The organism is Streptomyces lunalinharesii, assembly GCF_039532155.1.
In the GTDB taxonomy this organism is placed as follows: domain Bacteria; phylum Actinomycetota; class Actinomycetes; order Streptomycetales; family Streptomycetaceae; genus Streptomyces; species Streptomyces lunalinharesii.
In genome coordinates, this window is record NZ_BAAARK010000031.1 from 51,070 (window position 1) to 74,113 (window position 23,044).

Genomic DNA, 23,044 nt, shown 5'->3' on the forward strand with positions numbered 1-23,044 from the left:
GATAATTGGACGAAGGAGACGTCCTGGTCACGCCTACGCCAGCGATCGCGGACAGGTTCAAGGGACTCAAGCCGGTTGCCCAGCTTGTCGGACACGTAGAAGCGATCGTGCCCCGGGAAGTTGTCATCCCAAGTGACGCTCACACCGTTGTCTTCGAACCGCTTGGCCAGCGCTTGCAGCGAGGTCACAAGGATGCCCGGATGCGCCTTCCTGTTCGGGTGGAAGCCCTCCTCAACTCCCAAGTGGACCTCCAGGCCACCGCCTCGGAACCAGCACCCACCGCGAGCTGCCAGTACGGGCGGCTTCTCGAGCTCTGCCAACCGCGTTGGCGCTCAGCACCTTGCCCCGGTAGGAGATCTGTGTGCGCTGGCTGAGGCCGCCGCCCCGGACGGTGGAGTCGTAGGACAGCGTCCCGCTGTGGTTCTCCTCGCCCTGGCGCAGCTCTATTTGCGCGTCGCCCCAGGCGGGACAGTTTCAACCCGGGAATGGTGGGTGACATCGCGCCAGCGAGGACGGAGATGCGCTCCTGCCACCGCGTACTCGTGGGGCTCGGCTCGGACGCGGCCACGATCGTGAGGCCGGCGGTGCCGATCACCTCGTACTCGGGGTTGACGAGCTCGTAGCCGATGTTGTGCCGCACGCAGTACGCGTGACGGATGGAGACGACATCCTTGTGTTCGTTGGAGGCGCACGGGGCCGCCGCGTCGTCTTGGGGGGCGGCGGTGACCCGGGCGGCGGTGAGGCGGGCGCGGACGAGGGCCAGCTCCCGGCCGGAGACGGGCCCTGTTTGGTGCAGGTCCACATCGCGCCCTGGCGCGCGGGCCCGGGGGCGGTCGCCGTGCACGTTCCGTGGCCCCTGGGGGCTGCTCGGCTGGCCGCCGACGGTGCGGCGGCGGCCGGTGAGGTGCCCAGCGCGAGGAGGGCTGCGGTCAGGGCGAGTGCGGCTCCTGCCGCGAGCAGGTGCCTGGCGCGTTTCAGAGGGACGTTTCCCGTGTTTGGTGGCGTACGGGTTCATCGGGGATCGAACCGGCCTGGCAATGGACTGTGCCAAGGGCGGAATAGGCCCTTCCGTGATCGTTTGTGGCCAGTTTCGGCCTCACGTCACCACCCCCATCACCGCTACATTCACCCACGACCGGACACACACGACCAGGGGGAAATAGGTAACGATGCGTCCCATAAGACCCGTCAGTCACATCGGCAGATCACTCATGGCACTGACTGCTACGGCGGCCGCCGTAGCAGTCACCGCCGTGGGCCTTGCCGCCTCACCGGCTGCTGCAGCACCCACCGACACGACGGCGCCCCGGCCCGGCGACACCTGTACGGCGGCCGACCTCGGCACACGCCACCCGTACATCAAGTCCACTGAAGTCACCCCGACGATCACCCACTTCAAGGGCTGGTACGTCACCGAGGGCACAACCGGCAACCAGACCGTCACCACCAGCACCCAGACGACCATCTCGGTCTCCGTCGGCCTCAACGGCAATGTCGAGGGCGGTTTCGCCGTCGACGCCCTCACCAAAGTCGGCGCGAGCCTGGGCCTGAACGTGAAGGTCGACTACTCCTCCACCAGCACCGAGTCGAACACGGTCACGTGGAACTTCAGCCAGCCCGGCTACTACGGCGCCTACAAGGGCACCAAGAAGGTCACCGGTACGTACGGAAGCCTCAACTGCAACCGCGTCCAACAGGGCGACGGCAGTTGGGCGTTGAAGTGGATCGACGGGCCCGACGGCGGCAACTTCACCACCTTCACCACCCTCGAGGAAGGCGCGGTGCGCTGCCAGGACAAGGTGCCCGCAGGCAGCATCATGGCCAAGGCGCAAAGCCTCCTCGACTGCGGCTCGGCCGCCGCGAAGGCCGAGCACCCGGCGGGTGCGGTGGCGCCGACCGCGAAGCAGAAGCGGGACAGCCTCGCGCAGCGCCCGGCTCTCACCAGCGGCACGTCCGCCGAACGGTCCAAGGCCACCGGGCGTAGCGCGCGGGCCGCTCTCGACTGCCAGGCCGGCGCCTACAAGATCGCCGTACCCGGCAAGCCCCTGTCCTGGGGCGCGCCGCTCCTCGCCGACGACGGTGTCCGCCTGCGGCCCTCGTCGATCTTCAGCGCCCACCTGGACAACTGGCGCCTGTGCAACGTGACGGAGCGCAACGGGGTCATCGAGGCGTCCCTGTGGAACTGGGGCAACGGCGGGTGCGCCACCATCGCCGCGCAGAACGCGTCCACCGAACGGGCGGTCCTGACGACGACCTCCTGCACGGAGGACGACCTCCAGCGGTTCTACATCTACCGCGACGTACCCGGCAGCTCGAAGATCGGTGTGCAGAACAAGTACACCGGCTCCATGATGGGCCACGACCGGTACGCGGACGGGGAGTTCATCCGCCAGTACTCCAGCGGCAGGCAGGACGGTACGGGTACGTACACCCTGATCGGAGTCTGACGGCCCACACCCCGTGAGCATCCCCGCACGTGAACCTCGACCTCCCGGTTCCGTGCGGGGCCCGCCGCGTCCCTACTCCGAGCCTGGCCTTGGGGGCCAGTGCAGCAGCCGACACCTCGTTGCCTGACAACGCACTTGCCTAACCTCGATACCTCGATACCTCGAACTTCGTGACGGTCCGTCGGTCCATCTGACGGGCCGTTATCGGTGTCTCGGGCTGATGGCAGGCGTGCCTGCAGCCCGGCTGTCGCGTCGGGCGGGCGCCGGGTTCCACTGCTCCGGCTAGGGGATGACTGGTCGGGAGGGAACGTCGTTGCTGGTCAGCCGGGGTACGACAGGGCTTGCAGTCGGTCGGGCTCTGTCCTGCTGCGCGACAGCGTGGCCCACTGGCTCACCCCCAGCCGCGCTTGAACAGGACCTGCCCGAGAAGGACCGCCATCGTTACGCCGTCACCACGGCCGTTGCCCGCGACCAGGACGTGCGCACGGCGGCGCGCAACAGCTGGCGCTGGAGCCGCGACTTGGCCGCCGAGGCCGCGTCGGCTGCTGGCCACCGGCGGGACATCGCGGTCCTCGATGAGCCTGTTGGCCTTCTCGTAGCCGGGGCGGCTGCATTGGTGGCGGGTTGCCGGGTCCGGGTCCCGGTCAGGCTGCGGGCTGGGGGTGCCAGGTGCCGTCGAGCGGGATTCCGGCGGCTGCGGCGATCCGGTCGCGGGATTCGAGGAGGCGGGTGCGCAGGGCGGCCAGGTCCACACCGAGCAGGGCGCCGTCGCGCTTGACGATGCGGCCGGCGGCCAGGACGGTGTCGACCAGGCCGGGGTGGCCGGCGCTGACGACGGTCCCGGCGGGGTCGGTGACGGGGAAGACGGTCAGGTCGTCGGTGCGCAGCAGGATCAGGTCGGCGTCCTTGCCGGGGGTGAGGGTGCCGGTGCGGGCCTGGAGGCCGAGGGAGGCGGCGGCGTCGGAGGTGGCGAAGTTCAGCAGGTCGCGTGAGCGCAGGGCTCCGTCGAGGCCGCGCTGGGCGGCGAAGGCGGTGCGCATGGTGGAGAACATGTCGCCGCCCGCGGAGGGGACGTCGTCGATGGACAGGGTGGGGCGCAGCCCGGCGGCGAGCGCGAGGCCGGTCATCGGCGCTCCGAAGCCCATCTTCAGCTCGACGTCGGGGCTGATGGAGAGGGAGCCGCCGGCGTCGGCGAGCATCCGTAGTTCCTCTTCGCCGATGCCGTTGGCGTGCACGCCGGTGAGCGTGTCACGGAGTAGGCCGTGCTCGCGCAGTTCGGCGATCACGCCGGGCGCTTCGATGTGGAGGCTGATGCGCAGGCCGAGTTCGTCGGCGAGCTTCACCTCACGGGCGACGGTGTCGATGCCGGTGGCTGCGGGGCCACGCAGGCCGAGGGCCATGTCGATGCGGCCGCCGCCGGTCAGGTGGGCGCGCACGCGGCGGACGTCGTCGTCGACGTCCGCGCCGCTGCCCCATCCTGCGCCGAGGCAGAAGACCGATCGTCCGGGGGCGTCGGTGAGGGCGGCGACGGCGGCGTCCTCGTGGGCGTGGGTCCGGGCGACGTGGTACCAGTCGAGCATGGTGGTGACGCCGCAGTGCAGCGCCTCCAACCGGCCGAGGAGGGTACCGATGTAGACGTCCTCGGGGGTGTAATGGGGCTTGGCCGTGCGGTGCATGGCCTGGGCCCACTCGGGGAACGTCCAGTCGGAGCCGGCGCCGCGGAACGCGGTCTGCCAGGAGTGGCGGTGGTTGTCGACGAAGCCAGGCATCACGATCCGGTCGGTGGCGTCGATGACTTGCGCGTCGGGCGCGTCGATGCGGGCCGCTACGTCGACGATCTTCCCGTCGTCGACGAGGACGTCGCCGCGTGCGAGATCGCCGAGCGCGGGGTCCATGGTCAAGACGGTCCCGCCGGAGATGAGGATCTTCATGGGGGTGACACTCCTTGCACGTGCGTCTTCGAGTCTTGCTTCGAGAGCGTGGGGTACGGCCGCGCGGGCCGGGCCGCGGGTTGGCCGGGCGTGGCGGCGGTCAGGCGCGGCGGTTGGCGACGAGGATGGCGTCGGCCGCGGCGAGTGCGTCGGCGACCAGGTCGGCGGTGTCCTCGGTGCCGGCGGCCAGCCGGACCAGGCCCGGGGGGACGGCTTCGGTGATCTGCTGGTCGCTGAGCATGCCGCGCCACATGGACGCCGGGTGTACGGCGAGCGATTCGACGCCGCCGAGGCTGGCGGAGCGCACCGGGTAGTGGAGCAGGCCGAGGAAGGCGTCGGCCATGTCGAAGCCACCGGTGAACTCGACGCCGAGCACGCCGCCGAAGCCGTTCATCTGGTGTGCGGCCAGCTTGTGTTGGGGGTGGGAGGCGAGGCCGGGGTAGTGGACGCGGGTGACGGCGGGGTGCTCACTCAGGGCCTCGGCGAGAGCCTGGCCGTTGGCGTTGTGCCGGGGCATGCGCAGGGGCAGGGTGCGCATGCCGCGCAGCAGCAGCCAGGCGTCGATGGGTCCGAGGGTGGCGCCGGTGAGCAGGCTGGTGTCCCAGACGCGGTCCAGGACCTCGGCCGGGCCGGCCAGCACGCCGGCGGAGACGTCGGAGTGCCCGTTGAGGTACTTGGTGGCGCTGTGCCAGACGACGTCGATGCCGTACTCGGCGGGGCGTTGGTTGAGCGGGGTGGCGAAGGTGTTGTCGGCGAGGGTGAGCACGCCGTGGGCGCGGGCCACGTCGGCGACGGCCCGCAGGTCGGTGATCTGGAGCAGCGGGTTGCTGGGCGTCTCCACCAGGACCAGGCGGGTCTTGGGAGTCACAGCCCGCTCGAACGCATCCGGGTCGCGCTGGTCGACCAGGGTCGTCGAGACCCCGAGGCGCGGGAGCAGGTTCAGCAGCACCGACGCGGTGCCGCCGTAGGTGGACTTCTGCCCGATGACGTGGTCGCCGGCCGAGACCAGGGCGAGGACCGCGGTGGTGAGCGCGGCCATGCCGGAGGCGGTGACCATCGCCGCCTCGGTGCCTTCCAGTTCGGCGACGACGGCCGCGACCTGGGCGTGGTTGGGGTTGCCGAAGCGGGTGTAGAAATCCTTGCCGCGCGGCTCGACGGCGCCTTGGGCGAACGTCTCGCTGTCGGCGGCGGAGAACGCCGCGGTCTGATAGATCGGCGGTGCCACGGCGCGATCGGGGTGGACGTGTCGGTCCGCGTGAACGGTGGCGGTCGTCGTTCCCAGCATGGCTGGCCCTTCCTCATCCGTATCCATGAGCTGTATCGGAATCCAGCATGGCGCGGGGAGATGTCGCCATAACGCGGATGGCGGCAACTTCGACAGTAAATTGCGCAGCTTGGGAGCAGGCACATGTGCAAGAAGAGGTTTCAGCGCAATAATCTGCCTCTATGGATGAGGTGGATCGTGCGATTGTGGCCGTGCTGGAGCAGGAGGGGCGGATCAGCAACAGCGAGCTCGCCGCCCGGGTGGGGCTGTCGCCGTCGCCGTGCCTGAGGCGCGTGCGGCAGCTGGAGGAGACAGGGGTGATTCGCGGCTACCGGGCGGTGGTGGACCCGGCCGCGGTCGGACGGGGCCTGCGGGTATTCGCGGGGGTACGGCTCGCGCGGCACGTCCGGGCGGACGTGGCCGCCTTCGAGAGCGCGGTGATGCAGTTGGCCGAGGTGAGGGCCTGTCACCACATCACCGGAAGCTTCGACTACCTGCTGCACGTGGAGGTGGCCGACCTGGCCGCCTACGAGGACTTCCACGCCAGTCAGCTGGCCTCCCTGCCCGGGGTGGCCACCGTGAACAGCTTCGTCATCATGAAGACCCTCGACAACCCGTGAAGGCTCCGCCGCCCGGTGGGGGAGGCGAAAGGACTGTCACAGGGGGACGGCTCGCGGATCAGGACGGCGTCCCCGTGTTGGCCACCGCCGGCGTCAGCGGCATGAGCGTCTGCACGATGCCTTCCCCGCGCTGGCCGCGCCGCCATGTGCCGAGGTCCCCGCCGTCCGAGTCCGGTCTCCGCCGGCCGCGATGCTCCTGCGGTGCGATATCGCCGAGGTTGTCTTGAGGGCGGATCCAGCGCCTCGTCGGGCTGCTGCAGGAACCAGGCGGTGGTCCGCTGTCGTCAGCTCGTACGGTCGAGCTGGTATCTCCTCACTGTTCGACTGGTTGCGACAGAGCATGTTTGACCTGTCGAGTCCGCTCGTCGGCGAGGACTTCGACCCGGTCGTGCGCCAGTGCCTCCATCGTCTGCTCCGCGACATCATCCGCACTGATCTTCGGTGCGTCCGTGAAGGAACTGAGATCCGTCTCCACGAAACTGGCGTGGACACCGATCACGAGAGTTCCCTGCTCGCGTAGACCTTCCCGCAGCGCGCCGGTCAAGGACCACTGGGCTGCCTTGGAGGCCGCATACCCCGGATAGTCCGGCCGGGATGCCCAGGAGGCGGTCGACAGCATGTTGATCAGTGCGCCGCCGCCATTGCGGGCCAGGACCGGGGCGAAGGCACGGGACACGGCCCAGGTACCGAAGTAGTTGATCTCCATCGCCTCGTGCGCGCCGTCGAAGGAGCCCGTCAGCAGCTTGGTGTCGAAACCTCCGATGCCCGCGTTGTTGATCACGATGGTGACATCCGAGGCGGCCTCCGCCGCCGCGACGACCTCCTCCGGCACGGTGACGTCCAGACGCAGCGGAGTCAGGTCCTCGTCGCCCACGCTCGCCGGATCACGGACACCGGCGTAGACCTTGCGTGCTCCCCGCGCGATCAGCGCGCGGGCGAACGCGTGGCCGATGCCACGATTGGCCCCTGTTACCAGGGCAGTCGACCCCTTGATCTCCATCGTGCTTCCTTCCCGCTGCTGCCTGCCGATGACAGCGGGCACTTGTCGAGGAACAACCCTGCAAGGGGAGGCTCTGACCCGGACCGCGTCCTGGCCCGGCCCAGGTCCTGGGACGACTCGCCCAGAGGGGGGAAATCATCACCCGCAGGCCCGCGTTCGACCTCCACCCGATGTCGGGCCATTCCGGGACGGCCAGGTCGTCGCGGCCGCAGGTTTCCCACGCAAGAAGTCCTCTCCACCACCAGCGTGCACCGACCGCTGCAGCAACGCATGTCCCCGGAAGCAGGGCCGACTGCTCGCATCCGGAGCGACGAGAACCAGACTGACTGCACGCAGACCGGGCTGCATGACGCGCTCGCGGGGCCGCACGGCATGCCAGGCACCGCAGCGGTCTGCGGACAGATCGTGCAGGGCCCGGAGGCAGCTGTCCGTCGGGGAGCCGCGGAGATCTCGCCGTGGGCACGAAGCGTCTTGCCGGGGACCCGGCACCCGTCGCGGTAGCCGCAGGAGACCGGCCCCGCAGGGCGGCGAACCCGGACAGGACACCGCGCGTTCGAGGTGCCGGTTGTCGCCCCTGGGCGCCTGTTCGCCGTGCTCCGACGTGCCCAACTGCTATGTGGCCGGAGCCAGACGCAGCGGGGCAGGCGATCAGACCGTCTTGACTTGGCCGCCGTCGATGGTGAACTCGGCTCCTGTGATGTTGCCGGCGACGGGGGAGGCGAGGAAGACGGTCAGGTCGGCGACTTCGTGGGCTTCAGTGACCCTCCCGCTGGAGATGCCCATGCTCTGCGGAACAACCACGTCCATGGCCTCCTGGGCGGTGGTGCCGGCCTGGGCCGCCGTGGCATCGGCGAAGCCACCCGGTGCGGTCCAGAAGGGGGTGCGGACCGGCCCTGGGGCGATCGCGTTGACGCGGATGCCGCGCGGTGCGAACTCCTCGGACAGTGACTTGGTCAGGCTGGTCAGCCCGGCTTTGGCCGCCGAGTAGTCCACGACCGCGGGGAAGGGCAGGCGCGCGTTGATGGAGCTGATGTTGACGAGGGAACCCTTGCCTGCGTCCAGCAGGTGAGGAAGCGCCGCGCGGCTGGTTCGCACCGCGCTGAACAGGGTCATGTTGAAGATCCGTTGCCACTCGGCGTCGTCGATGTCCAGGAAGCTCGCGCGGGACGTCGCGGTACCCAGGTTGTTCACCAGGACGTCGACCCTGTTGTACTGGTCCACCGCGACCTGGACGAGCGCGTCCGGTCCGTCTGGGGTGGACAGGTCGACCGGGACCGCGGTGAGGCCGTGCTTCGCATGCAGTGCCGCAAGCTCCGGCGTGCTGCTCCGGCTGCCGGCAACGACGTGTGCGCCCTCGCGGCAGAACGCCTCGGCGATGGCGAGGCCGATGCCCTTGCTCGCCCCGGTGACGACGACAACCTTGTCCGCGAGCTGAAGGTCCATGGCGTTCCCTTGTGAGTTGATCACCGTATGGGCCGAGACTAAGCGGCATCCACGTCGCCGCTGCGCCGCGACACCGGCCCTGGGCCCTTCCGATGACCGAGCGGCTGCCTGGCGTGCATGCCGTACGGCAGTTCGTGAACCAAGCGCCGCGGGGGCGAGGCGAGGGGGTGGACTGGGACCCGCACTGCACCACCTGAAGCCGCCCTGCCGACAGGCAGAGCCAGGACCTGACGCACCAGTACCTAGGCCTGGGCTGTTCCCAGGGCGCTGCGGAGGAACGCCGTGGCCTGGTCGATGGCCCCGCGAGCGGCTTTGGACTGGCTCAGCGAGTTGAGCATCATGAAGTCGTGGACCGTGCCGTCGTAGCGCACGGTGGTCACCGGCACGCCGGCTGCGCGGAGCTTGGCGGCGTATGCCTCGCCCTCGTCGCGGAGCACGTCGGCCTCGTCGACGATCAGCAGGGCGGGCGGCAAGCCGGTGAGCTGCTCGACGGCGGCGCGGTTGGGAGATGCGGTGATCTCCGCGCGCTGGTCCGCATCGGTCGTGTACGCGTCCCAGAACCACTCCATCAGCTTGCGGCTCAGGTAGTAGCCGGTGGCGAACTGGTCGTAGGAGTCGGTGTTCATGGCCGCGTCCGTGACGGGGTAGTACATCGACTGCTGTACGAAGGTGACGTCACCGCGTTCCTTGGCTATGAGGGCGAGTGCGGCGGTCATGTTTCCGCCGACCGATTCCCCGGCCACCACCATGCGCTGTGCATCCAGCCCCTTGGACGCACCCTCGCGGACGATCCACTGTGCGGTGGCGTAGCCCTGCTCGATGGCCACGGGGTAGTGCGCCTCGGGCGACGGGGTGTACTCCACGAATGCCACCGCCGCACGGGCACCGACCGCCAACTCGCGCACCAGGCGGTCGTGCGTGCCGGCGTTGCCGAGTACCCAGCCACCGCCGTGCATGTACAGCACGACGGGCAGTGTTCCAGTGGCACCCCGCGGCTTGACGATGCGGACCCGTACGTCGCCCACAGCGGCGGGAACGGTGACCCACTCCTCGTCGACGGGCAGTTTGTCGACCGGCGCGGACTGGAGGTCGTCGAGGACCTTGCGCGCCGCGGTGGGTGCCAGCTCGTACAGGAACGGGTGTTGTGAGGTCGCATCGGCGATGTCCTGTGCCTCGGGCTCAAGGACGATTGATGCGGTCTGAGCAGCCATGGGAATGCTCCCTGGGGTCCGAGTGACGCATGATGACGGGCACAGTTGGTTGGAGAGTGCTGCGCTGCGTCGGGTTGTTGGGTGACGAGTAGAGGTGACCAGTCGAGCCTGCGCCCTTGTTCATGCCATAGATGGGCGCATATGCGTTCATTTCATTCACCCGTCGCCGGTTCTCAGGGGTGAAGCAGGTCCTGCCAGTTCTGCGGGACGCGGTCGGCCGGTCCCGGGGTCGGTTGGACCGCCGGGTGGCTGGTGGGCGGAGCCAGTTCGGGTCCGGACTCGTACAGGACGTCGGTGGCGTAGTTCCAGTACCACTCCTCACCCGGCTCGAAGCTCTGCACCACGGAGTGCCGAGTGGACTTCCAGTGGGCGGTGGCGTGCTGGGCCGGTGACGAGTCGCAGCAGCCGATGTGGCCGCACTGGGCGCAGCGCCGGAGGTGGAACCACCAGCCCCCCACTGCGTCGCAGTCCGCGCAGCCGGTACTGCCGGGCGGGACGCTCGGCGCGATGCCGTCGATGTCGGTCATGCGGACTCCTCGGTGGTCGTGGTTTCGGGGGAGGTCAGCGGCAGCAGCACCTGGAATCGCGTGTCGCCCGGTGCGGACTCGACCTGGAGGCTGCCGTGGTGCCTGTTGACGACGATCCGCCAGCAGATGTCGAGGCCGAGGCCGGTGCCCTCCCCGACGGACTTGGTGGTGAAGAAGGGGTCGAAGATGCGGCTGCGGATGTCCTCGGGGACGCCGGGGCCGGTGTCGCGGAACTCCACGAGGAGTCGGGCGCCCTCCCTGGCCGTGCGGACCGTCAGGGTGCCGTCGTGGCCCGTGCTGCCGATGGCGGCCACCGCGTTGTCGATGAGGTTGGTCCACACCTGGTTGAGTTCAGCAGGGTAGGCGGGCACTTCGGGGAGGGAACGGTCGTAGTCCTTGACCACCGTCACCCGAGGGCCGATCTTGCCGGACAGCATCAGCAGCGTGCTGTCGAGGAGTTCGTGGACGTCGACGTCCCGATGGGGGGCGCGGTCGAGCTGTGCGTACTGCTTGGCCGCGTCCACCAGGTGGGAGATGCGGGTGGTGGAATCGTCGATCTCGTCCATCAACAGCTCGGTCTCGACCGTGTAGTTGAGCCAGCCGATCGCCCCCGGCAGGATGTCTTCGCCCACGGTCGCCGCGACCTGGTCCAGCCAGTCCGTGTCCAGCCCGGCCTGGACGAAGGTCGGTGCGAGGCGCCAGCTCTCCGGGATGCCGTGATCCGCCAGCCAGTCGGCGAGCTCGTCCTCCCGGTCGGACGCCTCCAGAGGGGCCAGCGCCGGTGCCTTGGCAACGCGTTCGGCGGTGCGCTCCTGGATCTCGATGAGCTGGGCGAGGGCCTCTCGGGAGTAGGGGCCCTGGGCGATGACCGCCAGTTTGTTCCGCATCCGGCCCACCCGCTCGCGCAGCGCCGCGGTGGCGCGGACGGCGGCCGCGGCCGGATTGTTGAGCTCGTGGGTGAGCCCGGCGGACAACGAGCCGAGCGCCAGCAGGCGTTCGCGCTGGCCGATGGCGCGCTGGGTGTTCTTGGAGCCGAAGAACAGCCCCTCCAACAGGTGCGTCGGCATCGGGAACCACTCCCGCATGACGTCCGCGAACGACTGTGCGGGCAGCACGAAGAACCGGCTGGGTTCGGTCACCCGCATGGAGTTGATGTACGTCTGCGGAACCTGGTCTCCCAGGTACGCCTGCATGGCCCCCGCGTACACGCCGCGCTGCGAGGTCCGGCTGACCTCCACATCGTCGCCGCCGACCCGGCGGGACAGTACGACGGTTCCCTCGACCATCGCGTAGAAGCAGGTCGCCGGGTCGCCCTCGGCGTACACCGGGCCGGGTTCGAACCGCTCCATGCGTCCCTCGGCGCACAGTCGTCCGAGCTGCTCCGGGGAGAGCTTCTCGAAGAGGAACAGCGAGCCGATCTCGTGCGGGTCGCAGGCCATGCCCCGTGCGCTCATGACTGCTCCAGGAAGCGGTGGACGAGCATCACGGCCATGGCTCCTTCTCCTACGGCGGATGCGACGCGCTTCGCGGACCGGGCGCGTGCGTCGCCCGCCACGAACACACCCGGGATGCTGGTCTCCAGGTGGTAGGGCGGCCGGTCCAGTGCCCATTCGGCAGGGGGGCGCCCGTCCGGCGTCAAGTCCGGTCCGGCGAGGATGAATCCGTTCTCGTCGCGCAGCACAGTTCCGCCGAGCCAGTCGGTCAGCGGGGCGGCACCGATGAAGACGAACATCCACTGGGCATCGACGACTTCGGTGGCGCCGGTCGCGGTATCCCGCAGGGTCAGCCGTTCCAGGTGCTCCTTGCCGTGCGCCTCCTGGACGACGGTCCGGGGCCGCACGGTGACGTTCGGGGCCTCGTCGATCTGCTGGATCAGGTAGTACGACATCGACGCCGTCAGGGACTCCCCGCGCACCAGCATGGTCACCGACTTCGCGCCGCGCGCCAGGAAAACCGCTGCCTGCCCGGCGGAATTCGCGCCGCCGACGACGTACACGTCCTCGCCCTCGCAGGACGACGCCTCGGTGAGGGACGATCCGTAGTACACCCCGCAGCCGGTCAGCTCGTCGCACCCCGGCGCCCCCAGCTGCCGGTACGACACACCGGTCGCCAGGATGACGCTGTGCGAGGCGACCGCTGAGCCGTCGGAGAAACGCACGACGCGCGCCGGACCGTGCACCTCCAGCCCCGTGACCTCGCGAGCGGTGAGGATCTCGGCACCGAAGCGGCTCGCCTGGCGGCGGGCACGATCGGTCAGCTGCGCACCGGACACGCCGTCCGGGAAGCCGAGGTAGTTCTCGATGCGGGAACTCTGGCCGGCCTGTCCGCCGGTCGCCGACCGCTCGACCAGTACGGTCCGCAGCCCCTCGGAGGCCCCATACACCGCCGAGCCGAGTCCGGCCGGGCCGCCGCCGATGATGACGAGGTCGTAGAACGCGGCGGTCGGCGTGGTCGCGAGCCCCACGTGGGCGGCCAGTTCGGTCGACTCCGGCTCGATCAGCGCGGTGCCGTCCGGCGTGATCACCAGGGGGAGCCGCCGGCCGTCGACCCCGGCCGCGGCCAGCAGCCGCTGTCCCTCCGGTTCGTCGGAGGAGTACCAGCGGTACGGCACCTGGTTGCGGGCCAGGAACTCGCGCGCTCGCGAGGAGGCGGCGGACCAGCGGTGCCCGACCACCTTGGTGGCGGGTACCGGACGGTAGTCGCTGGACCGCCAGGCCGTGAGGAGATCGTCCAGGACCGGGTAGAGCTTCTCCTCGGGCGGGTCCCAAGGCTTGAGGAGATAGTGGTCGAGGTCGACGACGTTGATCGCGTCGATGGCGGCGTCGGTGTCGGCGTAGGCGGTCAGCAGCACGCGCCGCGCCCCCGGGTACACACCGAGGGCCTCTTCGAGGAACTCGATGCCGTTCATCTGCGGCATCCGGTAGTCGGCGAGGATCACGGCCACCAGGCCGCCGCGCAGCTTCAGTTCGCGCAGCGCCTCCAGCGCGGATTCGCCGGACTCGGCGCGTACGATCCGGTAGCCACCGCCGTAGTGGCGCCGCAGGTCGCGGGCGATGGCGCGGGAGACCCCCGGGTCGTCGTCCACCGTCAGGATGACGGTCCGCGTTGCGTCGGTGGCCTGTGCCATAGTCCTCCGCCCTGCGTGCACCCGACGGCCGGCACGACGAGCTGCCCCAGCCCGCTCCCGACCATCGTATGTTCGATCGAGTCGGCCCGCTTCGGCTGCTACGGCCCGTGCGGCCCAGGTGACCCGGCGGTCGCAGATCGCTGCCGAGCCGCAGCACTACCGGGTGCGCCGCCTCAGAGCTCAGCAGGACGGGCACGCCACGCGGTGCCGGCTGGCCGGGCACGGCCCCGCGTGCGCCGGGCACCGTGCCGTCGCAGGCTGGGGTCATGACCCCAGCGGTACGAGGCGGAGGGTGACCGATGAAGTTCGCGGTGATCGGCGGTACGGGCCTGATCGGATCGCAGGTCGTGAAGAAGCTGAACGCGGCAGGGCATCAGGCCGTGCCGCACTCCATGTCCACGGGCGTCGACGTGATCACGGGACAGGGCGTGCAGGAGGCGGTGGCCGGCGCCGACGTCATCGTCAACCTGACGAATTCCCCGACGTTCGACGACGCCTCCCTCGCCTTCTTCCAGACCTCGATGGAGAACGTGTTGACCGCCGGCCAGAAGGGCGGGGTCGGGCACGCCGTCATCCTCTCGATCGTCGGCACGGACGGAGTACCCGACCTCGCCTACTACCGGGCCAAGGCCCTCCAGGAGGACGTCCTCAAGGCCGGGCCGGTCCCGTACTCGATCGTGCGCGCCACCCAGTTCATGGAGTTCGTCGCCGCGGTCCTGTCGTGGACCACCGAGGGGGACGTGGTCCGTCTGCCCACCACTCCGATCCAGCCGATCGCCGCCCAGGACGTCTCCGACGCCGTCGCCGAAGTCGCCGCGGGTACCCCCCTGAACGGCACGCTCAACGTCGGCGGGCCCGACGTCTTCCCCCTCGACGACCTCGGACGGATCACCCTGACCGCCCGTCCCGACGGTCGCAGCGTCGTCACCGACGGCACCGCCGGGATGTTCGCCGCCGTCAGCGGCGACGTTCTCACCACCAAGGGCGACGCCCGGATCGCCCCCACGCACTACGCGGACTGGCTCTCCTGACCCAGCCCGCCTACCGCAGGAGGCCCTCCATGGCGAACGACGAACCGACGGCGGGCGGCGCCGGGAGCCGGCCGCGCTCCGAGGCGTGGAAGACGGCGCTCACCGTGCTGCAGTCGGCGAAACCGCCGTGCGTTCCGGAGGGGGCAGAGGCGATGACGGTTCTCGTCGAATTCCCTCCCGGCGATCCCGGCACCCCGCCCCACCGGCACTCGGGACCCGCCTTCGGCTACGTGCTGGAGGGGGAGATGCTCTTCGAGCTGGAAGGCGAGCCCGAGCGGGTGATCAGGGCGGGGGAGACGTTCTGGGAGCCGGGTGGCGACGTCATCCACTACCAGGACGGCAACAACCGGACGGACTCCCGGAGCCGATTCCTCGTCACCATGTTGTGTGCGCCCGGTCAGCCCATGCTCACCCTGGTCGACGACGAGGAGTTGGCCCGACGTCAACACCTGCGAGTCCCAAGGGCCTGAACGAGACTGCAGCCCGGCCACGAAGTCGTCGTGCGGCCTTCGATGCCCACGGCAGGAGCCACCTACGTCCCAGGCAGTTCGAGAAAGCTGCTCGGTCCACCTGCGCGCCACAAAACCCATGACGCAACGGCAACCTGCCGAAGTCACTCAGGTCCGCCGGGGTCATCACCCGCTTCACTGCGCCCGCTCGCGCCCGTGTGCCGTCTCCACCCGCCGATGACGAAGTAGCGATCGTCTGCACCGGAGACCTCGACGAGCTCGTGGCGGCCCTCGCGGGCCTGTTGGACCACGACCGCAATCCCGCATAGCCGTCGATGCTGGTCGAACCGCCGGAGAGTCAGACGCGGCAGTCCCCGCACTGCGGTCACGCTTCGTCGACCGCGGGGCATGCCGAGATCGTGATCACCGCGGAGTGGGTTCGCGATCTGCGCGGTAGCGTCGGACAGATGACCAGTGAATTCTCCGCCGAGCCCCTGTCCGACCGTGAGCGGGCCGCGTGGTCAGCGGCCCTGTCCATGGCAGACGACCTGCGTGCCTTGGTGAGCGGGACGTTGACGCCGGAAACCGGGTTGGGCCAGGCCGACTTCCTGGTCCTGACCAGGCTGCAGGCCGCGCCCGAGTACCGGTTGGCCGGCCTCAAGGCGCTGGCTGCCAAGCTTGAGTGGTCGCCGAGCCGGCTGTCGCACCATCTCAAGCGCATGAAGACCCGCGGTCTGGTCGAGCTCGCGTACGAGGCCGACGGCCAGCTCATCGTGAACGCGACCGACGCCGCCGTGCGGACCATGGAAACGGCCGCGGTGCTGCACGCTCGGGCGGTCCGGCGGTTCTTCCTGTCCGAGGTCACCGAGGACGAGCGGGAAGTCGTCGTCGAGCTGGCACGACGTATCCGCACACAGCGAGCGGCGTCCACCGAATAGGGGGATTGACGCGTCAACCCCTCCGCTGGCAGCCTGGCTCACATGGTCGAAGACACTGCGGAAGCTGCCATCGATACAGGCGAGTTGCCGACGTTGACCCGTCGACGGTTTGTAGGCGCCGTAGGGGCGGTGACGTCGGCAGCCGGGCTGGTGGCCATCGGCGATCCCGCCGACGCGACGGAGCCCACCGCCACGGATGCGCGTACGGTCTCGCTGAACGTGAACGGCACCCGCCGCACCGTCGAGCTGGACAGTCGAACATCCTTGCTGGACATGCTGCGCGAGGAGCTGCAGCTGACCGGCACCCGGAAAGGGTGCGACCAAGGCGCGTGCGGTGCGTGCACGGTGCTGCTGGACGGCCGCCGGATCAATGCCTGCCTGACGCTGGCGATGATGCACGACGGCGCCGAACTGACCACCATCGAGGGCCTGGCGGACGGTGCGGCCCTGCACCCGCTCCAGCAGGCGTTCATCGACACCGACGCGTTCCAGTGCGGCTACTGCACCTCCGGGCAGATCATGTCCGGTGTGGGCTGCATCCGTGAGGGGCACACCGGCTCCGGCGACGAGATCCGGGAATGGATGAGCGGCAACATCTGCCGGTGCGGTGCGTATCCGAACGTGGTCGCCGCGATCGAGCAGGCCGCAAAGGGGGCCTGAGGTGTACCCGTTCACCTTCACCAAGGCGCGCACGGAGCGTGCCGCGCTGGCAGCCGGTGCCCGGGGCGGCCGCTATGTCGCCGGTGGCACGACCCTGGTCGATCTGATGCGGGAGACGGTCGAGCGGCCCACTGAGGTCGTGGACATCACAGCGCTGCCGTACCGGGACATCGCGGCCTCACCGTCGGGGCTGAGGATCGGTGCGCTGGCGAGGATGGCCGAACTGGCGGCGCATCCCACGGTGATCACGCGATTTCCGGTGATCAGCCAGGCCCTGAACCTCAGCGCCTCACCGCAACTGCGGAACATGGCGACCATCGGCGGCAACCTCATGCAACGGCCCCGTTGCCTCTACTTCCGCGACGTCACCGCGAGGTGCAACCGGCGTGCGCCGGGCACCGGTTGCGCGGCGATCGGCGGGGAGAACCGTGGCCACGCCGTGCTCGGCACCAGCACCCGGTGCGTCGCCACGCATCCCTCGGACCTCGCGGTCGCACTCGTCGCACTCGACGCGGTGGTGCTGCTGCGCTCGCCGAGCGGCGACCGCAGCGTCCCGGTCAGCCGGTTCATCCGGCTACCCGGCTCCACTCCCGACGTCGAACACGACTTGCGGCCGGGAGAGTTGATCGTCGGCATCGAGGTGCCGGCCGGCGCGCACACGGCCCGCTCGGGGTACCTCAAGGTGCGCGACCGGCAGTCCTACGAGTTTGCGCTCGTGTCCGCGGCCGTCGCGCTGGACATCCGTTCCGGTGTGGTCCGGGACGCCAGGGTCGCGGTCGGTGGCGTCGCGACCGTGCCGTGGCGGCTGCCCGAAGTGGAGCGTGCACTGGTCGGCAAGGCACCCGGCACCCGCCTGTGGGCGGAGGGCTCGGCTCGCGCCGCTGACGGCGCGAAGCCGTTGTCCGGGAACGCGTTCAAGGTCGAACTACTCACACGCACGGTGGAGCGCCAGCTCACGGCGATCGGCGGTGTGGCATGAGCGGGGCAGCCACCGGTGCTCCGATGTCCCGGGTGGACGGCCGGTTGAAGGTCACCGGTGGGGCCGACTACGCAGCCGACCACAACCTGTCCGGTCTGCTCCATGCCGTGCTGGTGACCAGCACGGTCAGCCGGGCGACGGTCACCGGGATCGGTACCGACCGGGCCCGGTCCCTGCCTGGCGTCGTAGACGTGCTCACCGACTTCGGCGGCGTCACTCTGCCCTATCCGGTCGGTGAGATCAGCTTCTTCGGACAGCCCGTCGCCGTCGTACTGGCCGAGACCCTGCAACAGGCCCAACACGCCGCCTCGTTGGTGACCGTGCGCGCCACGGCGAGGCCCGCGGTGACGTCGATGACCGACCCGAAAGCTGCGCCGGTCCCCGATGCGCAGACACCCGACTACACGCGAGGCGACGCCGATGCCGCGCTGCAGGCCGGGCCGGTCGTCGTGGACAACACGTTCACGATCGCCCGGGAGAACCACAACCCGATGGAGCTGCCCTCGACCGTGGCCCACTGGTCCGGCGGCACACTCACGCTCTGGGACAAGACCCAGTGGGTCCAAGGAAACGCTCGCAACATCGCCGCGGCGCTGAACGTGCCGGTCTCCGCCGTGCGGGTCATCTGCCCGTTCGTCGGCGGCGCCTTCGGCAGCGCCGGACGGACGTGGCCGCACCAGATCCTCGCCGCACATGCCGCGCGCCGCGTCCAACGGCCGGTGAAGCTGGTGCTCACCCGCAAGCAGATGTACACCGGGGTCGGATACCGGCCCGCCAGCTGGCAGCGGCTCACGATGGCCGCAGGCGAGGACGGCCGGATCACCGGCATCGTCCATGAGACCAGGACCGAGACCGCGCGCTACGAGGCATACAGCGACGACACCACCGAACTGCCGAAAATGCTGTACACGAGCGCCAACGTGCGTTCCGCGTACCGGCTGGTCCCGCTCGACGTGTCCGCCGCGACGTTCATGCGCGGGCCGGGGACCGTCACCGGTGCCTTCGCGCTGGAGACCACCGTGGACGAGGTCGCCGACCAACTCGACATCGATCCCGTCGAGTTCAGGCTGCGCAACGCCGCGGACCACAACCAGGTCACCGGCGTGCCGTTCACCGACCGACGATTCGCCGAATGCCTGCGGGCCGGTGCACAGGCATTCGGCTGGTCGCGGCGCCGCCCGCCACGGATGCGTCGCGAGGGCGACCTGCTGATCGGGATGGGCATGGCTGGCGCTGCCCACCACAACAACCGGACGTCGGCGAGCGCGGTGGCACGGATCAACGCCGACGGCACCGCCGCGGTGGCCAGCGCCACCGGTGACATGGGGCCCGGCACCTACACGTCGATGAGCCAGATCGCCGCGGACACGTTGGGCCTGCCGGTCTCCCGCGTACGGTTCCACCTCGGCGATTCGAGACTGCCGACCGCGCCGATGCACTCCGGTTCCAAGACGTTGGCGAGCGTGGGGTCCGCCGTGTTCACCGCCTGCTCCATGGTGCGGGACGGGGTGGTGCGGATGGCCGTGGTCGACCCCGCCTCGCCGCTCCACGGCGCCGACCCGGCCAAGGTCGCCGTCCACAACGGAGTACTGTCCGCCCCCGGCCACGGATCCGAACGCTACGCGGACGTGCTGCGCCGGCACGGCCGCGACGGCGTGGACAGCACACAGAACTGGACGCCCGCCGACGAGAGCAGGTTCTCCTCGTACGCCTTCGGCGCGGTGTTCGCCGAAGTCTCCGTTGACGTGGCCCTCGGCCTGGTGCGGGTCCGGCGGATGCGCGCGGTCTACGACGTCGGCCGGGTGGTCAACCCGAAGCTGGCCAGGAGCCAGGCGTTCAGCGGCATGGTGGCGGGAATCGGCATGGCGCTGCTGGAGAACACCACACGCGACCGCCGCGACGGCCGCATCGTGAACGCCAACATGGCCGACTACCTGGTCCCGGTGCACGCCGACGTACCGGACCTGGACGTCGACTTCCTCCCCGGCAGCGATCCAGCCGCCACCCCGATCGGCGTGAAGGGCCTCGGCGAACTGGTGATTGTCGGCGTACCCGCCGCGATCGGCAACGCCGTCCACAACGCCACCGGAGTCCGGGTACGGGACCTGCCGATCACCTTGGACAAGCTCTTGTAGGCCGGCCACCGTCCCGGGCAATGCCCGGAGCGGAACGACTGCAGACACATCAGCGCTTCCGCCCGGTCATGAACTGGGCGCACTTCCACGACACCCGGATGCGGCTGAACGTAGTTCCCCACATCCTCCGCAGCCAGGCGAGCAGGTCCTGTCAGCGGCCGCCGTTACCGTGCCGGGTGTGGTGGGAAACGAAGACACGCGCCTGATCGTGGTCCGCGGCAACAGTGCCTCGGGGAAGTCGTCCGTCGCGGCCGGCCTGCGCGAGAAGTTCGGCCGCAACCTCGCGATCGTCGGCCAGGACAACCTGCGCCGGATCGTGCTGCGCGAACGCGACCGGCCCGGGGCTGTGAACATCGGCCTGATCGACCTCACCGCCCGCTACGCCCTGGACAACGGCTTCCACGTCGTCGTCGAGGGCATCCTGTACGCCGACCGCTACGGCACGATGCTCCAGGACCTGGTACGCGCCCACCGTGGCGTCTCACGCTGCTACTACCTCCACGTGCCCTACACCCAGACGCTGCTCCGGCACGCGACGAAACCCGATGCCGAGTACCTCAAGCACGTCACCGAGGACCACCTGCGCGACTGGTACCGGGAGAAGGACCTCCTGCCCGACACCCTGGAGACCGTCATCGACGCCGCCAGCACCCTGGACGACACGGTCCAGCAGATCCTGCGCGAGAGCGGCCTGGACGGAGTGCTCCCCATCGACCGCTGACGGCGCTCACGAATCGGTACCAAGGCGAAGGCGGCCCGCCTCGCGGTCCGTTAGGAGGCGACCGTCCTCATCACCGTTGTTGCACCCATGCCTGCCGGTTGTGAAGTGCGCAGCCGCCGGCCCTCGCGGCGCGGTGAACGGTCCGCGGCGGCTCGTGTCTCACTCGCGCATTGCGGCAGCGGGTGGCTGTGTCATGTGGCTACGTCGGCTGCCGGGTTGATGGTTTGTGCTGGTCAAACGACGGGAGAACGGGCGCTCGACGAGTACGTAGAGCAGCCAGGATGCCGCTAGGGCGGCGAGGAAGGCGACGCCCGCGGAGCTCACCTTCCCCCACCCACTGCAGTAGTGGAGAAGGACGGCCAACATCGCTGCGTGGACCAGGTAGAAGGCGTAGGAAATGTTGCCGAGAAGCACCATGGCCGGCGTGCGGAGCAGGGATCTTGCGCCGCGTGCGTCCAGCGAAGCCACGGCCCGTACGATCAGTGCCACCGGGATGATCGTGATCGCGCTGAAGAAGAAGGGCGCGGGGAGCACCGCGATGCCTGTCGTCAGGCAGACGGCCAACAGGACGACTGAGGGGACGACGCCGAATCGCACGGTGCACCCGTTCGCGTGCATCCGGGCGAGGATCATCCCCAAGATGAATTCAGGCAGTCGGCCTGGCGCAAACGCGTATACGAGCCCGAACTGGGGCACGGTGAGCCTGCCGTCCATGAAGCCGTGGGGTAGCAGTTGCCCGTTCAGTCCCAGGGAGACCGTGGGGATCACCCATATGGCCGCCACGGCGATGATGGCTGCGAGGGGGAGCCGTTGTGGACGGATCCGAGCCACCATGGGGATCAACAGTGGGAACAGCAGATAGAAGACCAGCTCGCAGGTCAACGACCAGGTAACGGGGTTGCCGGCGAAGAGGAACTTCGGCAGCGGAATCATGGTGTTGATGAGCAGAGCACCGGCCAGGTCACCCGGCCACGAGGGCGCGGGATGTGGCAATCCATTATCCCCCCGGGGCATTCCCGCCCATCGAAAGAGGAATATGAGCACTGCCCATACGACGAGGTGGTTGGGGTAGATCTTCGCGATCCGTCGCCGCCAGAAGGATCGAGCCGTGTCTGTGGGCCGGGCCGAGAGGGTCAGTACGAAGCCGCTGAGCACGAAGAAGAGCGAGACCCCCAACGCCCCCAAGAGGAAGAGGACAGGCGGTGGCCAGCCACCCTTGTCCCTGGCCGTCAACAGCGCGGCGTGGCATATGAACACCCCCAGAGCCGCAACGAACCGCAGACCGGTGAGCGAAGGAAGCCGAGCGAACGGCGCGGGGGAAGTCTGCACGAGGCTCCTCAGAGGTACGAAATCCCCCCGCCTGGATAAGTGTGGGACCTCAGAGAGGCAGCCCGACCAGGCACAAAAGACCAGCATCTCTGTCCAGTGCCTGAGTACGCCTCGACGTTACTCTGCAACGCCCCCAGCGGCGCGTCGGAATCTGAGGCCCCGGAATAGCTGTCAGCAACGCCCGCGCCGGCCCTGGCGACGGTTACCAGGGCGTCGAATGCGGGGCCGGTGCTGCTCCCGGTCGGCCTGCAACTGGCGGCCGCGACTTCACCAGGGGCGCTGTCCCGGCGGCCGCGTACGGGGGTTGCCACCCCGGCCGGCGGCTTGGCGCGCCGGTGATCAGCGTGCCGAGCAGGACGACTGCGAGGCCGCCGACTGCGAGGATCCACCAGGCGAGCTGGATGACGACCATGAAGGCAGTGGGAGCAGCAGAGGGACAGGCCCGGTGGGCGCGCCGCCATCCCGTGACGCTCCTGGGCCGCTGCTGGCCCGCGAGGTCCTCGACTTGGCCGCGGCGGATGCCGAGGCCGGCCTACCGCTCGCCGAGCGGGTGCGGACGTGGCCGCGGATCGTAAAGGCGGAGCCGCAGTTGCACGTCCGTCTGCTCGCCTCGCGCTTGGTCGCGTACTCGCTCGCCGCCGGCACCGTGGGTACGGACGCCGCCACCGCCGATGCCGCGGGCGCGGTGGGGCAGTGTGGGACCAGGCGGTCGAAGTTGCGGTACGGCTGTTGGCCAGCCAGCCAGCCAGCCAGCCAGCCAGCCAACCAGCCAGCCGACCGAACGCCCGCGGAGGTCGCCCGGCTGGTCGCCCGGGCGCTCCGACTGCGGGCGGGCGACGCTCGGCCCCGGGCCGAGATCGGCCAGGTCCTGCCCGCCGGCGCCGAGGCCGGCCGGCTCGACGGCACCGTGGAGCCGCTCGCGTCCTGATTGCAGGTGGGGGACTGGCCCTCGGTACTGCCCGAGCCGCTGTTGGCCTGCTTCGCCCCGCTGCTGGCCGTGGTGCGCCAGCTTCAGCCGGCTGGGTCGCCCGGCCGCCGAGTCGCCGACCGCCGGATGCTCCTCAAACACACCACCGTGCTGCCGCCTCCCACGACGAGGGTGCCGACGACCACGCCAACGTACTGCACCACCTCGTCGAGGCCACCTCGCCGGTTTGGGCCGCCGGCGCCCCTCGGGACCTGGCCGCCGCCCTCGCCCGCCCGGAGCTCGGCGCGTTCTACCTCGCCACCCC

19 protein-coding genes and 1 pseudogene are annotated in these 23,044 nt (G+C 69.6%); 10 read left to right on the forward strand and 10 right to left on the reverse strand.

The annotated features are described in order from the left end of the window. Positions 1 to 50: 50 nt before the first annotated feature. Positions 51 to 320 (reverse strand): annotated as a pseudogene (locus tag ABD385_RS32135) (VOC family protein); the annotation flags it as partial. A gap of 891 nt (positions 321 to 1,211) precedes the next feature. Here ABD385_RS32135 and ABD385_RS32140 point away from each other — a divergent pair. Next, complete coding sequence (locus ABD385_RS32140) at positions 1,212 to 2,447, forward strand: hypothetical protein (protein WP_344582638.1); 1,236 nt, start codon at positions 1,212 to 1,214, stop codon at positions 2,445 to 2,447. Positions 2,448 to 3,091: 644 nt separating this feature from the next. On the opposite strand, the gene ABD385_RS32145 is transcribed toward ABD385_RS32140, so the two are convergent. Together ABD385_RS32145 and ABD385_RS32150 are read right to left on the reverse strand one after the other, a co-directional pair. Beyond that, complete coding sequence (locus ABD385_RS32145; RefSeq protein ID WP_344582639.1) at positions 3,092 to 4,378, reverse strand: amidohydrolase family protein; 1,287 nt, start codon at positions 4,376 to 4,378, stop codon at positions 3,092 to 3,094. A gap of 100 nt (positions 4,379 to 4,478) precedes the next feature. Beyond that, positions 4,479 to 5,663 (reverse strand): trans-sulfuration enzyme family protein, encoded by a 1,185-nt coding sequence (locus tag ABD385_RS32150; RefSeq protein ID WP_344582640.1) that lies wholly within the window; start codon positions 5,661 to 5,663, stop codon positions 4,479 to 4,481. 161 nt (positions 5,664 to 5,824) lie between these two features. Here ABD385_RS32150 and ABD385_RS32155 point away from each other — a divergent pair, with 161 nt between their 5' ends. After that, positions 5,825 to 6,262 carry an Lrp/AsnC family transcriptional regulator gene (locus tag ABD385_RS32155; RefSeq protein ID WP_344582641.1) on the forward strand — a complete coding sequence of 146 codons (438 nt, stop codon included), beginning with the start codon at positions 5,825 to 5,827 and terminating at the stop codon, positions 6,260 to 6,262. Positions 6,263 to 6,575: 313 nt separating this feature from the next. Here ABD385_RS32155 and ABD385_RS32160 read toward each other — a convergent pair whose 3' ends face one another. From ABD385_RS32160 to ABD385_RS32185, 6 genes are all read right to left on the reverse strand, one after another. Beyond that, positions 6,576 to 7,262, reverse strand: coding sequence for an SDR family oxidoreductase (locus ABD385_RS32160; protein WP_344582643.1), 687 nt, complete (start codon positions 7,260 to 7,262; stop codon positions 6,576 to 6,578). Positions 7,263 to 7,910: 648 nt separating this feature from the next. Further along, the gene (locus ABD385_RS32165) at positions 7,911 to 8,705 is read right to left on the reverse strand and encodes an SDR family NAD(P)-dependent oxidoreductase (RefSeq protein ID WP_344582645.1); all 795 of its coding nucleotides are present in this window, start codon (positions 8,703 to 8,705) and stop codon (positions 7,911 to 7,913) included. Positions 8,706 to 8,947: 242 nt separating this feature from the next. Then, on the reverse strand, positions 8,948 to 9,916 hold the full coding sequence (locus tag ABD385_RS32170; RefSeq protein WP_344582647.1) for an alpha/beta hydrolase: 969 nt from the start codon (positions 9,914 to 9,916) through the stop codon (positions 8,948 to 8,950). A gap of 173 nt (positions 9,917 to 10,089) precedes the next feature. Next, positions 10,090 to 10,443: a UBP-type zinc finger domain-containing protein gene (locus ABD385_RS32175; protein WP_344582649.1), complete on the reverse strand. Its 354-nt coding sequence runs from the start codon at positions 10,441 to 10,443 to the stop codon at positions 10,090 to 10,092. After that, positions 10,440 to 11,897, reverse strand: a complete 1,458-nt coding sequence (locus tag ABD385_RS32180; RefSeq protein WP_344582650.1) for an ATP-binding protein — start codon at positions 11,895 to 11,897, stop codon at positions 10,440 to 10,442. Before ABD385_RS32180 ends, ABD385_RS32175 begins: the two co-directional genes overlap by 4 nt. After that, entirely contained in the window at positions 11,894 to 13,570 is a 1,677-nt protein-coding gene (locus ABD385_RS32185) for an NAD(P)/FAD-dependent oxidoreductase (RefSeq protein ID WP_344582651.1), read from the reverse strand. Before ABD385_RS32185 ends, ABD385_RS32180 begins: the two co-directional genes overlap by 4 nt. A gap of 299 nt (positions 13,571 to 13,869) precedes the next feature. On the opposite strand from ABD385_RS32185, the gene ABD385_RS32190 reads away from it, so the two are divergent. The 7 genes from ABD385_RS32190 (at position 13,870) to ABD385_RS32220 (ending at position 20,483) form a co-directional block, all read left to right on the forward strand. Then, positions 13,870 to 14,601 (forward strand): SDR family oxidoreductase, encoded by a 732-nt coding sequence (locus ABD385_RS32190; protein ID WP_344582653.1) that lies wholly within the window; start codon positions 13,870 to 13,872, stop codon positions 14,599 to 14,601. A 29-nt stretch (positions 14,602 to 14,630) separates the two neighbouring features. After that, positions 14,631 to 15,071 carry a cupin domain-containing protein gene (locus tag ABD385_RS32195; RefSeq protein WP_344582655.1) on the forward strand — a complete coding sequence of 147 codons (441 nt, stop codon included), beginning with the start codon at positions 14,631 to 14,633 and terminating at the stop codon, positions 15,069 to 15,071. A gap of 398 nt (positions 15,072 to 15,469) precedes the next feature. Next, positions 15,470 to 15,988 carry an ArsR family transcriptional regulator gene (locus ABD385_RS32200; protein WP_344582657.1) on the forward strand — a complete coding sequence of 173 codons (519 nt, stop codon included), beginning with the start codon at positions 15,470 to 15,472 and terminating at the stop codon, positions 15,986 to 15,988. A 42-nt stretch (positions 15,989 to 16,030) separates the two neighbouring features. After that, positions 16,031 to 16,648, forward strand: coding sequence for a (2Fe-2S)-binding protein (locus tag ABD385_RS32205; RefSeq protein ID WP_425585524.1), 618 nt, complete (start codon positions 16,031 to 16,033; stop codon positions 16,646 to 16,648). 1 nt (position 16,649) lies between these two features. Continuing rightward, the gene (locus ABD385_RS32210; protein ID WP_344582660.1) at positions 16,650 to 17,627 is read left to right on the forward strand and encodes an FAD binding domain-containing protein; all 978 of its coding nucleotides are present in this window, start codon (positions 16,650 to 16,652) and stop codon (positions 17,625 to 17,627) included. After that, on the forward strand, positions 17,624 to 19,762 hold the full coding sequence (locus ABD385_RS32215) for a xanthine dehydrogenase family protein molybdopterin-binding subunit (RefSeq protein WP_344582661.1): 2,139 nt from the start codon (positions 17,624 to 17,626) through the stop codon (positions 19,760 to 19,762). Before ABD385_RS32210 ends, ABD385_RS32215 begins: the two co-directional genes overlap by 4 nt. Before the next feature lie 178 nt (positions 19,763 to 19,940). Then, a complete protein-coding gene (locus tag ABD385_RS32220; RefSeq protein WP_344582663.1) occupies positions 19,941 to 20,483 on the forward strand; it encodes a P-loop NTPase family protein in 543 nt (180 codons plus the stop codon). Positions 20,484 to 20,642: 159 nt separating this feature from the next. Here ABD385_RS32220 and ABD385_RS32225 read toward each other — a convergent pair whose 3' ends face one another. Beyond that, entirely contained in the window at positions 20,643 to 21,812 is a 1,170-nt protein-coding gene (locus tag ABD385_RS32225; protein WP_344582665.1) for an acyltransferase family protein, read from the reverse strand. A 445-nt stretch (positions 21,813 to 22,257) separates the two neighbouring features. On the opposite strand from ABD385_RS32225, the gene ABD385_RS32230 reads away from it, so the two are divergent. Next, on the forward strand, positions 22,258 to 22,740 hold the full coding sequence (locus ABD385_RS32230) for a hypothetical protein (protein WP_344582667.1): 483 nt from the start codon (positions 22,258 to 22,260) through the stop codon (positions 22,738 to 22,740). Positions 22,741 to 23,044 lie beyond the last annotated feature (304 nt).